General features: G+C 47.2%; 10 protein-coding genes, 10 tRNA genes and 3 rRNA genes. 2 read left to right on the forward strand and 21 right to left on the reverse strand.

Going from position 1 to position 14715, the window contains the following annotated elements:
• The 3 genes from MHB50_RS16415 to moaC all read right to left on the reverse strand — a co-directional run bounded on the left by MHB50_RS16415 (position 1) and on the right by moaC (position 1483).
• Positions 1–180 (reverse strand): twin-arginine translocase TatA/TatE family subunit, encoded by a 180-nt coding sequence (locus MHB50_RS16415; protein WP_077112745.1) that lies wholly within the window; start codon positions 178–180, stop codon positions 1–3.
• Positions 181–247: 67 nt separating this feature from the next.
• Positions 248–910, reverse strand: coding sequence for a redox-sensing transcriptional repressor Rex (locus MHB50_RS16420; RefSeq protein ID WP_077112744.1), 663 nt, complete (start codon positions 908–910; stop codon positions 248–250).
• Positions 911–988: 78 nt separating this feature from the next.
• The gene (moaC, locus tag MHB50_RS16425) at positions 989–1483 is read right to left on the reverse strand and encodes a cyclic pyranopterin monophosphate synthase MoaC (protein WP_139345671.1); all 495 of its coding nucleotides are present in this window, start codon (positions 1481–1483) and stop codon (positions 989–991) included.
• A gap of 123 nt (positions 1484–1606) precedes the next feature.
• On the opposite strand from moaC, the gene MHB50_RS16430 reads away from it, so the two are divergent.
• Positions 1607–3544: an ABC-F family ATP-binding cassette domain-containing protein gene (locus MHB50_RS16430; RefSeq protein WP_077112740.1), complete on the forward strand. Its 1938-nt coding sequence runs from the start codon at positions 1607–1609 to the stop codon at positions 3542–3544.
• A gap of 210 nt (positions 3545–3754) precedes the next feature.
• Here the strand turns inward: MHB50_RS16430 and tsaD are convergent, their stop codons facing one another.
• The 18 genes from tsaD to MHB50_RS16520 form a co-directional block, all read right to left on the reverse strand.
• A complete protein-coding gene (tsaD, locus tag MHB50_RS16435) occupies positions 3755–4774 on the reverse strand; it encodes a tRNA (adenosine(37)-N6)-threonylcarbamoyltransferase complex transferase subunit TsaD (RefSeq protein WP_077112738.1) in 1020 nt (339 codons plus the stop codon).
• On the reverse strand, positions 4771–5241 hold the full coding sequence (rimI, locus tag MHB50_RS16440; protein ID WP_077112736.1) for a ribosomal protein S18-alanine N-acetyltransferase: 471 nt from the start codon (positions 5239–5241) through the stop codon (positions 4771–4773). The genes tsaD and rimI overlap by 4 nt, the downstream gene beginning before the upstream one ends.
• Positions 5238–5936, reverse strand: a complete 699-nt coding sequence (gene tsaB / locus MHB50_RS16445; protein ID WP_077112734.1) for a tRNA (adenosine(37)-N6)-threonylcarbamoyltransferase complex dimerization subunit type 1 TsaB — start codon at positions 5934–5936, stop codon at positions 5238–5240. The genes rimI and tsaB overlap by 4 nt, the downstream gene beginning before the upstream one ends.
• A complete protein-coding gene (tsaE, locus tag MHB50_RS16450; protein WP_077112732.1) occupies positions 5917–6390 on the reverse strand; it encodes a tRNA (adenosine(37)-N6)-threonylcarbamoyltransferase complex ATPase subunit type 1 TsaE in 474 nt (157 codons plus the stop codon). The genes tsaB and tsaE overlap by 20 nt, the downstream gene beginning before the upstream one ends.
• A 94-nt stretch (positions 6391–6484) precedes the next feature.
• Positions 6485–6558: transfer RNA gene (locus MHB50_RS16455), tRNA-Met, on the reverse strand.
• An 831-nt stretch (positions 6559–7389) separates the two neighbouring features.
• Positions 7390–7505: ribosomal RNA gene (gene rrf / locus MHB50_RS16460) — 5S ribosomal RNA — on the reverse strand.
• Positions 7506–7688: 183 nt separating this feature from the next.
• Positions 7689–10619 (reverse strand): 23S ribosomal RNA (locus tag MHB50_RS16465).
• Positions 10620–11118: 499 nt separating this feature from the next.
• Positions 11119–12669: ribosomal RNA gene (locus tag MHB50_RS16470) — 16S ribosomal RNA — on the reverse strand.
• Together the 16S, 23S and 5S rRNA genes with 9 tRNA genes alongside form the textbook arrangement of a ribosomal RNA operon.
• 83 nt (positions 12670–12752) lie before the next feature.
• A tRNA-Gly gene (locus MHB50_RS16475) sits at positions 12753–12826 on the reverse strand.
• A gap of 20 nt (positions 12827–12846) precedes the next feature.
• Positions 12847–12923: transfer RNA gene (locus tag MHB50_RS16480), tRNA-Pro, on the reverse strand.
• A 23-nt stretch (positions 12924–12946) separates the two neighbouring features.
• Positions 12947–13023: transfer RNA gene (locus MHB50_RS16485), tRNA-Arg, on the reverse strand.
• Positions 13024–13033: 10 nt separating this feature from the next.
• Positions 13034–13120, reverse strand: a tRNA-Leu gene (locus MHB50_RS16490).
• A gap of 89 nt (positions 13121–13209) precedes the next feature.
• A tRNA-Lys gene (locus MHB50_RS16495) sits at positions 13210–13282 on the reverse strand.
• Positions 13283–13289: 7 nt separating this feature from the next.
• Positions 13290–13364 (reverse strand) — tRNA-Gln (locus tag MHB50_RS16500).
• Between the two features lie 62 nt (positions 13365–13426).
• Positions 13427–13502: transfer RNA gene (locus MHB50_RS16505), tRNA-Asp, on the reverse strand.
• 287 nt (positions 13503–13789) lie between these two features.
• Positions 13790–13861, reverse strand: a tRNA-Glu gene (locus tag MHB50_RS16510).
• Between the two features lie 10 nt (positions 13862–13871).
• Positions 13872–13962: transfer RNA gene (locus MHB50_RS16515), tRNA-Ser, on the reverse strand.
• Between the two features lie 75 nt (positions 13963–14037).
• Positions 14038–14508 (reverse strand): SprT family protein, encoded by a 471-nt coding sequence (locus tag MHB50_RS16520; protein ID WP_340084236.1) that lies wholly within the window; start codon positions 14506–14508, stop codon positions 14038–14040.
• Between the two features lie 85 nt (positions 14509–14593).
• Here MHB50_RS16520 and cmpA point away from each other — a divergent pair, with 85 nt between their 5' ends.
• Complete coding sequence (gene cmpA, locus MHB50_RS16525) at positions 14594–14707, forward strand: cortex morphogenetic protein CmpA (protein ID WP_139345618.1); 114 nt, start codon at positions 14594–14596, stop codon at positions 14705–14707.
• Positions 14708–14715: the final 8 nt, after the last annotated feature.

Below are 14715 nucleotides of genomic sequence, written 5' to 3' on the forward strand. Positions count from 1 at the left end.
TCACTTATCGCTGTCTTTTTTCGTCTCTTTTTCATCATCGTCTGCCAAACCTTTCGTCGCGTTCTTAAATTCACGCAACGTGTTGCCCGCAGCCTTACCAAGTTCCGGCAACTTCTTTGGTCCGAAGATCAATATAGCAACAAGTGCGATTACAAGTAAACTGCCTACACCTGCACTCACTGCGGCCACCTCCTATCTATAGTTTTATTTTAATGGAAACCCGTCCAATTAGCCATTGAAAAATCATTTATGGTTGTGAATTTTCCGTGTCATCGAGAGGATAATGTTTCAAAAAGTAAACGAGCGACTGCAACTCCACCGCTAGATCGATATGATGAACACGGATCGACTCCGGCACATTCAGCCTTGCAGGGGTAAAATTCAGTATTCCCTTTACACCGGTATGTTTAATCCGGTCAGTGATGGCTTGGGCGGCACTTGCCGGCACAGTTAAAATAATGACGGCCACTTCCTCTTTGCTCAATCTTTCTTCAAGTTCGGACAAAGCATAAATCGGTACATTGCTGATCTTTTTCCCGATTTTGTTTTTGTCGACATCGAAAGCCATTTCAATTTTTGTATTGTTGTTTTTTAAGAAATTATAATTTAAAAAAGCTGTGCCTAAATTTCCTACACCAATTAAAGCGACTTTCGTCACCTCATCTTGGTCAAGTGTCTTGCGAAAAAATGACAGCAAGTAATTTACATTATACCCATATCCTTTTTTTCCAAGCGCGCCAAAATAAGAAAAGTCCCGCCGAATGGTAGCGGAGTCCACTTTCACCGCTTCACTTAATTCGGCCGAAGATACGCGCTGTTTTCCTGATGCATGTAAATTTTTCAAAAACCTGTAGTATAGCGGAAGCCTCTTTGCAGTAGCCTGTGGTATTTTTAACGTTTCCCCGTTCATATTCAATCCTCCATGCCAAAAAGAAAAAAGCGCTGCAATTTACCCGTTTGCGGAATGAATGTCCTGCAACTGATAAACCTATTCCATTTCACGGCGATAATCGCTACTGGATACCCCGCCTGTTTTTTCTATTAGATAGGTTGGACCTATGATCATTCCCTTGTCTACGGCTTTGCACATATCGTATATAGTGAGTGCTGCTGCCGAAACAGCAGTTAATGCTTCCATCTCTACTCCTGTATTACCGACAGTTTTTACTTCAGCAGTAATTTCCAGGATTTTATGATTCTCGGATCCTTCCATCCAGTCAAAGGAAATATTAACTCCTTTTATCGGGATCGGATGGCACATCGGGATTATTTCCCATGTTTTTTTCGCGGCCATGATCCCGGCTACTTGCGCCACAGCCAAAACATCGCCCTTTTTTATTTGCTGATTCGTAATTAACTCATAAATATGGTCGTTCACTTCAATACTGGAGCGGGCAGCAGCAGTGCGGACTGTTTCCGGCTTTCCGCTGACATCCACCATCTGTGCCCTGCCTTCATTGTTAAAATGCGTCAATTTTTCCACGGCCAAACACCTCCTTATCATTCTACACTATTTCGTGTATACTGTCTGTTTTTGCCACCTAAAAAATCAATTGTCAAATATAGTCAACATGCGATACACTGTCTATGACTAGGGGTGGAAATTATGCTATTATTGCAAGTTCAACAGCTTTCAAAGTATTTTGGGGCTGATTTGGTACTTTCAAATATAAAATTGGAAATTCGCGAAGGTGACCGGGCAGCTCTTGTCGGCAGGAATGGAGCCGGAAAGTCTACCTTGTTAAAGATCATCGCTGGAGAACTTTCACATGATTCCGGCCAAGTAGTCAAACCGAAAGATGTAACAATTGGTTATTTGGAGCAACATACAGGCTTGGAATCAGAATTAACGATTTGGGAAGAAATGCTTTCCGTATTCAGCGAAGTACGAAACATGGAAAAAGAGCTTCGAAAAATCGAGCAGAAGCTTTCCGATCCGGCGAATTACGAACGTGAAGGTGCCTATGAACGTCTATTGAGTGAATATGACAGGCTTCAAGAGCAGTTTAAAAAAATCGGCGGTTATCAATATGAATCAGATATACGTTCTGTCCTGCACGGCTTCCAATTTTTCGAAGAAGACTATGATAAAAATATCGCCAGGCTGAGTGGCGGACAAAAAACGCGCCTGGCGCTTGCAAAATTGTTGTTGTCCAAGCCGGACTTGCTGATTTTGGATGAGCCAACAAACCATCTTGATATTGAAACCATGGCCTGGTTAGAAAAATATTTGCAAAATTATCCGGGAGCCCTTCTCATCGTTTCCCATGACCGTTACTTTCTCGACCAAATCGTTTCTTTAGTATATGAGCTGTCCCGCCATGAAATGGCGGTCTATCATGGAAATTACAGTAAGTATCTCGAGCAAAAAGCCGAGAGATTTGAACAGGAAATGAAACTGTATGAAAAACAGCAAGGTGAAATTTCCAAACTGCAAGACTTTATACAGCGTAACCTCGCAAGAGCGTCAACGACTAAACGAGCGCAAAGCAGACGCCGCAAATTAGAAAAAATGAATATCATGGATCGTCCCGAAGGCGACACAAAATCCGCTTCTTTTTCATTCACAATTGAGAAACAAAGCGGAAATGACGTGTTATCCGTTTCAGAGGCGAGCATTGGCTACAATGGACAGACATTGGCCAACCATATCAATATGAGACTTACCCGCGGCGACAGTGCCGCCCTTGTCGGGCCAAACGGGATTGGCAAATCTACGTTGTTAAAGTCGATCATAAAAAAAATCCCCTTCCTATCCGGGGAGATTCGATATGGAGCAAATGTTCAATTCGGATATTATGATCAGGAACAGGCCAACTTGTCAACCAACCGAACTGTTTTACAAGAATTATGGGATCGCTATCCGCTAATGAAGGAAAAAGAAGTCAGATCCGTATTGGGCAATTTTTTGTTTACCCAAGATGATGTATTAAAAACCGTTTCGTCATTGAGCGGGGGAGAAAAAGCGCGGCTCACCCTCGCCATTCTCATGCTTCAAAAGGCGAACGTCCTCATTCTTGATGAACCGACGAACCACTTGGACTTGGATAGCAAGGAAGTGCTGGAAAACGCGCTTGTGGATTACCCGGGAACCATTTTATTCGTTTCCCATGACCGATATTTTATCAACAGGATTGCTACGAAAGTGATCGAACTATCCACAGAAGGAACAAAAGAATTTCTGGGCGACTATGATTATTATGTGAATAAAAAGACGGAAATGGCGGAGCTGGCACAACTGCAACAGCCGGAATCAAAGAACACACAAGTAGACAGTAAACATTCATACGAGCAGGAAAAAGAAAAAAGAAAACGCGAACGGCAACTCAAAAGGCGGATCGCTGAAATGGAAGAATTGGTGGACCAATTGGAAGCGGAACTGGACATAAAAGAGCAGTTGTTAACAGATCCCGCTGTGTTCAATGACCACGAACGAACTCTTGAAATTCATCAAGAAATGGAAAGAATTCAAAGCGAAATGGATGAATTGCTGGAAGAATGGACGAGGCTTTCAGAAACACTTACGGAATATGACATACCGTAACAAAAAATCATGTATTATCCCGATGGGTACTCCGTCGGGGATTTTTTTACCCACAATCTTGTCCACATTTTAAACGTTTACAACATAAGTTATAAACAAACCTATACACATTATCCACACTATATTCGCTTAATCATCCACAAAATGTCGTTTTCAAGCTTGCATATGATCAAGTTATCCACAAAAAAGACTCCGTTCCAACCGGAGCCCTTACTTTTCTATATCCAAACCGGGGTGCGCATTCATATCAAGTGCACCTCTTATTCCAACTTCAAATAAGACAGTTCCTGCCGCCGCAATCATAGCGGCATTATCTGTACATAAATACAGGGGAGGAATAACGAGATCTACATGTTCTATTCGCTCAAAAGCGGATTCAAGTGATTTACGCAGCCCTTTATTTGCGGCTACCCCTCCGGCCAAAAGTACTTGTTTTACGCCCAATTCTTTAGCAGCCCTGATCGTTTTTTCCGTCAACACTTCCACTACGCTTGCTTGAAAACTCGCCGCCAAATTTTCTGGAGATATTTTTTCCCCGCGCTGTTCCGCATTGTGGAGCGTGTTGATAACTGCGGATTTAAGACCGCTAAAACTGAAGTCATAAGAATCCTCTTCCAACCATGCTCTTGGAAGATCAATAGTCGCCGTCCCCTCTTGGGCAAGTCTGTCGATATGCGGTCCGCCGGGATATGGCAAATTCAATGTCCGCGCGACTTTGTCATATGCTTCTCCAGCAGCATCGTCCCGCGTTTCACCAATTACTTTAAATGAACCGTGCTTTTCCATATACACAAGTTCCGTATGGCCTCCTGAAACGACTAGCGACAACAAAGGAAACGTAAAGTCGGTGATCAGTCGGTTCGCATAAATGTGGCCGGCAATATGATGAACACCGACAAGCGGAATATTGCGGCTAAAAGCCAATGCCTTCGCAGCATTTACACCGACGAGCAGAGCACCAACCAATCCCGGTCCCTCCGTTACGGCAACAGCATCAATATCTTCAAAAGTAACGGCTGCTTGCTTCATTGCTTCTTCAATGACAATGGTAATTTGTTCTACGTGATGGCGTGATGCCAGTTCCGGAACGACACCGCCAAACCGGCGATGGCTTTCAATTTGGGAAGCGACCACATTTGATAATATTTCCTTTCCATCACGAACGACCGCAGCTGCCGTCTCATCACAACTTGTCTCAATCCCCAGAACAACTATATTTTCTTTCTTCATAAATTCACCCACATCACTAACGCATCTTCTTGGTTGTCCGTATAATATCTTTTTCGAATGCCGCCTTCTTGAAATCCCAGTTTTTTATAAAGAGACTGGGCAATGTCATTACTTACCCGTACTTCGAGTGTCATCTTATTCGCTCCGGCCTCTTTGGCAAGATTCATCACTTTAAAAAGCAGTTGTTCCCCCAATTTTTTTCCACGATGTTCTGGAAGCACAGCAATGTTTGTAATATGCGCTTCATCCAAAATAATCCATACACCGCAATAACCTACTTCAATCCCGTCGAGCGTAATAAAAACGTAATATGCAAAGCGGTTATGAGCGATATCGTTATAAAACGCCTCTTCGGGCCAAGGCGCCGAAAACGAGCGGCTCTCGATCTCCACCAATTTACCAATATCTTCAAGTGAGGCCAAGCGAAAAGATATATCTTGGCCGACACTCGTGCTTCGATTTATCATGGTTTCTTCCCCTGCCTCTCCAGCCACTTAGCTTCGGCTTCCACAAGGCGTATATAATTTGGAGTAAACGAATGAATATCCTCAGGGGGTAGGTATAGTCCAAGCAGGCCTAGTTCTCCTGGCCTTGGATTGTATTCACCAACGTGAGAAAAAAATGCCTGGTCTTTGAGAGCGGACCGAAAAGTTTGCTCATGAAGCGGCACGTCGTTTCCATTAAATAAAATCGGTACCGTTTGGTCTTTTAATAATTCAGCCCACTCCGTGGCCAATATATTCCGGTCCTCCATGACCACTTGAAGCTTGCTCTCTTTAAATTGGTATAGGCCCGTGTAAATCAAACCCCGCCTCGCATCAAACAGCGGTGAAATATATCCTGGAAAATAGCTGCCTGTCATTGCAAGCACAGCCAAGCTGGAGACACCCGACAAAGGTATACCCAAACTCCAGGCCATTGTTTTAGCGATTGTCACACCAATCCGCACCCCAGTATAAGAACCTGGTCCTTTGGCTACAACAATTTTATCAAGTTCACCGGTATCTGTTTCACAATCTTTCAAAAGTTGCTGAATCGCCGGCATGACTCGCACACTGTGGTTCTTCTTTATGTTCGTAATGTATTCCCCAATTACTTTCGACTCACTTACAAGGCCTACTCCCAATACTTCGTTCGATGTATCAATTGCCAGGACTTTCATGAAAAAACTCCTTACATAAAGCTTTATATCTGGTGCCATAAGGTTTAAAAACAATCTTGCGATTTTCGCCGCCTACATGATGCAAATAAACAGCAAGTCTATCCGACGGAAGTTGCTCCTGGATAAAATGAGCCCACTCCACAACCGTTACACCATCGCCTTCAAAATATTCATCAAAGCCGAGGTCTTCAAAAGAATCTTCCAAACGATAAACATCCATATGATAAAGCGGAAGCCTTCCTTCATACTCTTTAATGATGGTAAAAGTAGGGCTATTCACTGTTTTACGTATCCCAAGACCGGCAGCCAAGCCTTTTGCAAAAGTCGTTTTTCCTGCCCCTAGATCCCCTTCAAGCAAAATCACATCGCCTGCTTCCAATAAATGTCCCAGTTTCTTTCCAATGGCAAATGTTTTTTCCGGAAGGGCTGAAACGATTTCATAATGATTTTCCATGTTAAACTCCCTCAATCGTTTATACAAAAAAACCTTAGGACGCACACCCCTAAGGCTGATTAGTTATCAGACTTGAATAGACCAATTTCAGTAATTGCGGGAGCAGGATTTGAACCTGCGACCTTCGGGTTATGAGCCCGACGAGCTACCGAACTGCTCCATCCCGCGATAATAAAAATTAAACTACTTATAATAGTTCTTGCTTATTATAACGAATCAAGTTCATAAAAGCAAGAATTCTGAAGTTCTTTCTTATTCTTTCCACTATGGAGTCCCGCTGCAAGATCAAATCATGAATGCGGCAAGATGCGAGATAGTGTGTGGCATCAGAACGTCACGAAGCTTGGTTGGCCTTTTCTGACTGCTAACTGCCCACATAAAACAGGCGATCTTTTTTAAAAAAACTAAAATAAGACACCCATTGATATGGATGTCCTGCTTGCCCGGCAACGTCCTGCTCTCACAAGGGGAAGCCCCTCATTACCATCGGCGCGCGAACTTAACTTCCGTGTTCGGGCTGCGGATCATGATGACCGGCGAATCTCTTCGTCATCTGCACTCGCTCGATTCTCATGGGCATTGCCCATTGCGAGTCTCTCTCCCTTGATTCCTTGATCTTCTTGGTCCTTCTGATCCTCGCTTACATTGAGTTTCTTTATATCTTTCAATACTTTTTAAATAAACTAAAATAAGACATCCATTAATATGGATGTCCTGTTTGCCCGGCAACGTCCTGCTCTCACAAGGGGAAACCCCTCATTACCATCGGCGCGCGAACTTAACTTCCGTGTTCGGGCTGCGGATCATGATGACCGGCGAATCTCTTCGTCATCTGCACTCGCTCGATTCTCATGGGCATTGCCCATTGCGAGTCTCTCTCCCTTGATTCCTTGATCTTCTTGGTCCTTCTGATCCTCGCTTACATTGAGTTTCTTTATATCTTTCAATACTTTTTAAATAAACTAAAATAAGACATCCATTAATATGGATGTCCTGTTTGCCCGGCAACGTCCTGCTCTCACAAGGGGAAACCCCTCATTACCATCGGCGCTGAAGAACTTAACTTCCGTGTTCGGGATGGGAACGGGTGTTGCCTCTTCGCTATCGTCACCAGACATATGTTGTTGTGAGATTCATTCTCTCAAAACCAGGATACATGAGAAGAAGTCCGAGAATCGTTTTTGTTCAATCCAGCTCCGGACGCTATCGCTTTGCGTCACTTCGCTTCTTCTGGCAAAGTCGATTGACTTTTCCGCCAGAAGCTCCAGTGATGGACAAGCGTCCTGCGCTTTTTATATTTGATTAAGTCCTCGATCGATTAGTATCCGTCAGCTCCATGTGTCGCCACACTTCCACACCGGACCTATCTACCTGATCATCTTTCAGGGATCTTACGTTGCCTGGCAAGCCAGACAATGGGAAATCTCATCTTGAGGGGGGCTTCATGCTTAGATGCTTTCAGCACTTATCCCTTCCGCACATAGCTACCCAGCTATGCCTCTGGCGAGACAACTGGTACACCAGCGGTGCGTCCATCCCGGTCCTCTCGTACTAAGGACAGCTCCTCTCAAATTTCCTGCGCCCGCGACGGATAGGGACCGAACTGTCTCACGACGTTCTGAACCCAGCTCGCGTACCGCTTTAATGGGCGAACAGCCCAACCCTTGGGACCGACTACAGCCCCAGGATGCGATGAGCCGACATCGAGGTGCCAAACCTCCCCGTCGATGTGAACTCTTGGGGGAGATAAGCCTGTTATCCCCGGGGTAGCTTTTATCCGTTGAGCGATGGCCCTTCCATGCGGAACCACCGGATCACTAAGCCCGACTTTCGTCCCTGCTCGACTTGTAGGTCTCGCAGTCAAGCTCCCTTCTGCCTTTACACTCTGCGAATGATTTCCAACCATTCTGAGGGAACCTTTGGGCGCCTCCGTTACCTTTTAGGAGGCGACCGCCCCAGTCAAACTGCCTGCCTGACACTGTCTCCCAACCCGATCAGGGTCGCGGGTTAGACGGTCCATACAGCCAGGGTAGTATCCCACCGTTGCCTCCACGGAAGCTGGCGCTCCCGTTTCCATGGCTCCTACCTATCCTGTACAAGCTGCACAGACAGTCAATATCAAGCTACAGTAAAGCTCCACGGGGTCTTTCCGTCCTGTCGCGGGTAACCTGCATCTTCACAGGTACTATAATTTCACCGAGTCTCTCGTTGAGACAGTGCCCAGATCGTTGCGCCTTTCGTGCGGGTCGGAACTTACCCGACAAGGAATTTCGCTACCTTAGGACCGTTATAGTTACGGCCGCCGTTTACTGGGGCTTCAATTCGAAGCTTCGCCTAAGCTGACCTCTCCTCTTAACCTTCCAGCACCGGGCAGGCGTCAGCCCCTATACTTCGCCTTGCGGCTTCGCAGAGACCTGTGTTTTTGCTAAACAGTCGCCTGGGCCTATTCACTGCGGCTTCTCAGGGCTATTCACCCTAAAAAGCACCCCTTCTCCCGAAGTTACGGGGTCATTTTGCCGAGTTCCTTAACGAGAGTTCTCTCGCTCACCTTAGGATTCTCTCCTCGCCTACCTGTGTCGGTTTGCGGTACGGGCGCCTATTGCCTCGCTAGAAGCTTTTCTCGGCAGTGTGGAATCAGGAACTTCGGTACTTTTTTTCCCTCGCCATCACAGCTCAGCCTACACGGTAAGCGGATTTGCCTACTTACCGGCCTTACTGCTTGGACGCGCTTTTCCAGCTGCGCGCTTGCCTTATCCTCCTGCGTCCCTCCATCACTCAAACGGCAATGAGGCGGTACAGGAATCTCAACCTGTTATCCATCGCCTACGCCTTTCGGCCTCGGCTTAGGTCCCGACTTACCCTGAGCGGACGAGCCTTCCTCAGGAAACCTTAGGCTTTCGGTGGAAGGGATTCTCACCCTTCTTTCGCTACTCATACCGGCATTCTCACTTCCAAGCACTCCACCGCCTCTTTCAAGACGACTTCGCCGCGCTTGGAACGCTCTCCTACCATTGCTATTGCAATCCACAGCTTCGGTGATACGTTTAGCCCCGGTACATTTTCGGCGCAGAGTCACTCGACCAGTGAGCTATTACGCACTCTTTGAATGGTGGCTGCTTCTAAGCCAACATCCTGGTTGTCTAAGCAACTCCACATCCTTTTCCACTTAACGTATACTTCGGGACCTTAGCTGGTGGTCTGGGTTGTTTCCCTCTCGACTACGGATCTTATCACTCGCAGTCTGACTCCCAAGGATAAGTATTTGGCATTCGGAGTTTGTCTGAAGTCGGTAACCCGATGAGGGCCCCTCGTCCAAACAGTGCTCTACCTCCAATACTCTCACCTTGAGGCTAGCCCTAAAGCTATTTCGGAGAGAACCAGCTATCTCCAGGTTCGATTGGAATTTCACCCCTACCCACACCTCATCCCCGCATTTTTCAACATACGTGGGTTCGGGCCTCCAGTCAGTGTTACCTGACCTTCACCCTGGACATGGGTAGATCACCTGGTTTCGGGTCTGCGACCTCATACTCTTGCGCCCTATTCAGACTCGCTTTCGCTGCGGCTCCGTCTTTTCAACTTAACCTTGCATGAAATCGCAACTCGCCGGTTCATTCTACAAAAGGCACGCCATCACACTTATTGTGCTCTGACTACTTGTAGGCACACGGTTTCAGGTTCTATTTCACTCCCCTCCCGGGGTGCTTTTCACCTTTCCCTCACGGTACTGGTTCACTATCGGTCACTAGGGAGTATTTAGCCTTGGGAGATGGTCCTCCCGGATTCCGACGGGATTTCTCGTGTCCCGCCGTACTCAGGATCCACTCGGGAGGGAACGACGTTTCAACTACAGGGCTGTTACCTTCTTTGGCCGGCCTTTCCAGGCCGCTTCGTCTACGCCGTTCCTTTGTCACTCCACTTTGAGTGTCCTACAACCCCGAAAGGCAAGCCTTTCGGTTTGGGCTCTTCCCGTTTCGCTCGCCGCTACTGGGGGAATCGATTTTTCTTTCTCTTCCTCCGGGTACTTAGATGTTTCAGTTCCCCGGGTATGCCTTCCATTCCCTATGGATTCAGAAATGGATACTGCCTCATTATTGGCAGTGGGTTTCCCCATTCGGAAATCTCCGGATCAGCTTGCTTACAGCTCCCCGAAGCATATCGGTGTTCGTCCCGTCCTTCATCGGCTCCTAGTGCCAAGGCATTCACCGTGCGCCCTTATTAACTTAATCTTTTTCGGTCAACGATTAGCGTCGAATCTCTGTGTCAGCTCCCTCATTCACGTCATCACGCACTCGTAGTGCGCTCCGGTGCTCATTCGGTCGCTTCCTTGATCTTCTCGCTTCTCGTTGCCCTTGGTTGAGTGATACTGACACTCAAACCTAAAGGTTTTACACTTCTTATGGTTGCTCCATAATGGATCATCCATAAGGTGAACGATTCTCGGTTTGTTTCTTCTCATGTTATCCGGTTTTCAAAGAACGAAGCTGCTGACTTCCATCACGTCATGTGATTCATCAGCGCTAATGCTTCATGCAGCTTTGCGACGAGGTGAAGTGCCTCGAACACGTTGTGCCGCAAGAGCACATGTTTTGAGAGTTGTTTCTCATAAAGCGAGAAAGGTTTGACCTCTCAAAACTAAACGAAACGAAAGCGTCAATTTGTATCTATTGGAAATGTTCAGTTGCGGCTCCTGCCGAGCAGTCGCACCCACATTTCAATTATCCTTAGAAAGGAGGTGATCCAGCCGCACCTTCCGATACGGCTACCTTGTTACGACTTCACCCCAATCATCTGTCCCACCTTCGGCGGCTGGCTCCAAATGGTTACCCCACCGACTTCGGGTGTTACAAACTCTCGTGGTGTGACGGGCGGTGTGTACAAGGCCCGGGAACGTATTCACCGCGGCATGCTGATCCGCGATTACTAGCGATTCCGGCTTCATGCAGGCGAGTTGCAGCCTGCAATCCGAACTGAGAATGGTTTTATGGGATTCGCTCCACCTCGCGGTCTCGCGGCCCTTTGTACCATCCATTGTAGCACGTGTGTAGCCCAGGTCATAAGGGGCATGATGATTTGACGTCATCCCCACCTTCCTCCGGTTTGTCACCGGCAGTCACCTTAGAGTGCCCAACTTAATGCTGGCAACTAAGATCAAGGGTTGCGCTCGTTGCGGGACTTAACCCAACATCTCACGACACGAGCTGACGACAACCATGCACCACCTGTCACCGATGTCCCCGAAGGGAAAACTTTATCTCTAAAGCGGGCATCGGGATGTCAAGACCTGGTAAGGTTCTTCGCGTTGCTTCGAATTAAACCACATGCTCCACCGCTTGTGCGGGCCCCCGTCAATTCCTTTGAGTTTCAGCCTTGCGGCCGTACTCCCCAGGCGGAGTGCTTAATGCGTTTGCTGCAGCACTAAGGGGCGGAAACCCCCTAACACTTAGCACTCATCGTTTACGGCGTGGACTACCAGGGTATCTAATCCTGTTCGCTACCCACGCTTTCGCGCCTCAGCGTCAGTTACAGACCAGAGAGCCGCCTTCGCCACTGGTGTTCCTCCACATCTCTACGCATTTCACCGCTACACGTGGAATTCCGCTCTCCTCTTCTGCACTCAAGCCTCCCAGTTTCCAATGACCCTCCACGGTTGAGCCGTGGGCTTTCACATCAGACTTAAGAAGCCGCCTGCGCGCGCTTTACGCCCAATAATTCCGGACAACGCTTGCCACCTACGTATTACCGCGGCTGCTGGCACGTAGTTAGCCGTGGCTTTCTGGTCAGGTACCGTCAACGCACCGGCAGTTACTCCGATGCGGGTTCTTCCCTGATAACAGAGTTTTACGATCCGAAGACCTTCATCACTCACGCGGCGTTGCTCCGTCAGACTTGCGTCCATTGCGGAAGATTCCCTACTGCTGCCTCCCGTAGGAGTCTGGGCCGTGTCTCAGTCCCAGTGTGGCCGATCACCCTCTCAGGTCGGCTACGCATCGTTGCCTTGGTAGGCCGTTACCCCACCAACTAGCTAATGCGCCGCGGGCCCATCTGTAAGTGACAGCAGAGCCGTCTTTTATCCTTTCTCCATGCGGAAAAAGAAATTATCCGGTATTAGCCCCGGTTTCCCGGAGTTATCCCAGTCTTACAGGCAGGTTGCCCACGTGTTACTCACCCGTCCGCCGCTGACTAAAAAGGAGCAAGCTCCTCTTTTGTCCGCTCGACTTGCATGTATTAGGCACGCCGCCAGCGTTCGTCCTGAGCCAGGATCAAACTCTCATGTAAAAGTTTGGTTAGCTCATAATTAAAGCTGACTAATTAATTATTGATTGACGTTTCGTTTCGTTCAGTTTTCAAAGATCAAACAATGGAGCGGGTGATGGGAATCGAACCCACGACAACAGCTTGGAAGGCTGTGGTTTTACCACTAAACTACACCCGCATGGCTTTATCATCTATAAATGGTCGGGAAGACAGGATTTGAACCTGCGACCCCTTGGTCCCAAACCAAGTGCTCTACCAAGCTGAGCCACTTCCCGTTTCATAGATTGACAGAAATAAGTGGCGCGCCCGAGAGGAGTCGAACCCCTAACCTTTTGATCCGTAGTCAAACGCTCTATCCAATTGAGCTACGGGCGCACTTTTATGTTGGTGCGGTCGAGAGGACTTGAACCTCCACGGTATTGCTACCACTAGGCCCTCAACCTAGCGCGTCTGCCGATTCCGCCACGACCGCTCTTTTCAAAGACAAGATATATATTACCATACTACTAAATAAATGTCAACTGGCTAATCTATTCGGATATACTTTCCAAGAAAGATCAATGAGCCATGCAGGAATCGAACCTGCGACCCTCTGATTAAAAGTCAGATGCTCTACCGGCTGAGCTAATGGCTCGATCGTTTGGCTGGGCTAGCTGGATTCGAACCAGCGAATCACGGAGTCAAAGTCCGTTGCCTTACCGCTTGGCTATAGCCCAATGTCATTGAGCAACTTTTCTATTGTACAACACACATCAAAATATGTCAACAATCTTTAAAGTGGCGGTCCCGACGGGAATCGAACCCGCGATCTCCTGCGTGACAGGCAGGCATGTTAACCGCTACACTACGGGACCATACATATAATTGTAAAATACTTTCCATTCTAATGACCAGTGTGTTGATGACATCGAGCCAATGTGCAGCCAAGTAATCGGCGCTCAAAGAAGCGTGAGCTCTTGCAAGTTTGCCACTTTACACTTGCTCTACCGCAAGTCAAGAATCGTCACTTCATCAAGGCTTACGCTCGCCTCTTCGCAATGCTGCCGGAAACTGAATCAAGGAGCGAATGCGACAAATGGAAGCAACTTGTCTTCTTTAGATGCCGCGTAACCAGTATCATTGCATTCACTCCGGCTATTGATGACCCCTACGGGATTCGAACCCGTGTTACCGCCGTGAAAGGGCGGTGTCTTAACCGCTTGACCAAGGGGCCAAAATAAAAATGGCGGAGAAGGAGGGATTTGAACCCTCGCGCCGCTTACGCGACCTACGCCCTTAGCAGGGGCGCCTCTTCAGCCTCTTGAGTACTTCCCCGTAAAAAATAATGGGCCATTCGTTTTGGTTTTTCTTGAACGGCTCTTACGATTATAAATAGTCGGCGAATGCCTGTCAAGGGAAAATCGGAACTTTTCCAGATTTCTTTTCAAAAAGTTTTCCTTTGCACTTGCCACAAAAATAGCGGCTCGTGTTCACCCTGCGCTGCCGGGTATAAATATAACCACAGCGAGAACATTCATACATCCTCCTCGTTGCCTTTTTCTGCTCGGAGAGCGGTGAACAATGGCGCGGAGCACCGACTTTTTTCAAGAGCTCCCTGAATTCCCTGTCACCGTGCTTGTACCCTTTACCTTCGAGATGAAGGTGGTAATGGCACAACTCATGTTTAATAATCCCTTTCAACTCTTCCAGTCCATGCTCGTCATAATATTTTCGGTTGATTTCTATATGATGGTTTGTAAGCAAATAACGGCCGCCTGTTGTTCTCAATCGGGGATTGAAGACGGCTTTATGTTTAAACGGCTTTTGAAAAAATTCCTGCGACAATCGTTCAGTTAAGCTTTGCAATTGTTCGTTTGTCATGCACTTCCTCCCTCAGCCTCACGGGATAACTTTTCTTATCATATCCTAATGATACCAAAACTTTTACCTGGGAGGATACGAAAAAATGCCTGCCTGGTTTCAAAACCAAATGCAAAAAGCTTTTCTTAAAAAAGACAGAAATCAAATTAAAATGCTGAATCAATGTTGGTTTTTTTACAGAAAAAAACACTGCTCGTAACTGGCAGT

It is taken from the genome of Siminovitchia sp. FSL H7-0308, from assembly GCF_037980985.1.
Classification (GTDB): Bacteria; Bacillota; Bacilli; order Bacillales; family Bacillaceae_C; genus Siminovitchia; species Siminovitchia thermophila.

What these genes read in the sequence shown, in the direction of transcription:
- MHB50_RS16430 (WP_077112740.1), top strand. Translation starts at nt 1,607, where the DNA reads ATGCTATTATTGCAAGTTCAACAGCTTTCAAAGTATTTTGGGGCTGAT.
- tsaD (WP_077112738.1), bottom strand. Translation starts at nt 4,774, where the DNA reads ATGAAGAAAGAAAATATAGTTGTTCTGGGGATTGAGACAAGTTGTGAT.
- cmpA (WP_139345618.1), top strand. Translation starts at nt 14,594, where the DNA reads ATGCCTGCCTGGTTTCAAAACCAAATGCAAAAAGCTTTTCTTAAAAAA.
- rimI (WP_077112736.1), bottom strand. Translation starts at nt 5,241, where the DNA reads ATGATAAATCGAAGCACGAGTGTCGGCCAAGATATATCTTTTCGCTTG.
- tsaB (WP_077112734.1), bottom strand. Translation starts at nt 5,936, where the DNA reads ATGAAAGTCCTGGCAATTGATACATCGAACGAAGTATTGGGAGTAGGC.
- MHB50_RS16520 (WP_340084236.1), bottom strand. Translation starts at nt 14,508, where the DNA reads ATGACAAACGAACAATTGCAAAGCTTAACTGAACGATTGTCGCAGGAA.
- MHB50_RS16420 (WP_077112744.1), bottom strand. Translation starts at nt 910, where the DNA reads ATGAACGGGGAAACGTTAAAAATACCACAGGCTACTGCAAAGAGGCTT.
- tsaE (WP_077112732.1), bottom strand. Translation starts at nt 6,390, where the DNA reads ATGGAAAATCATTATGAAATCGTTTCAGCCCTTCCGGAAAAAACATTT.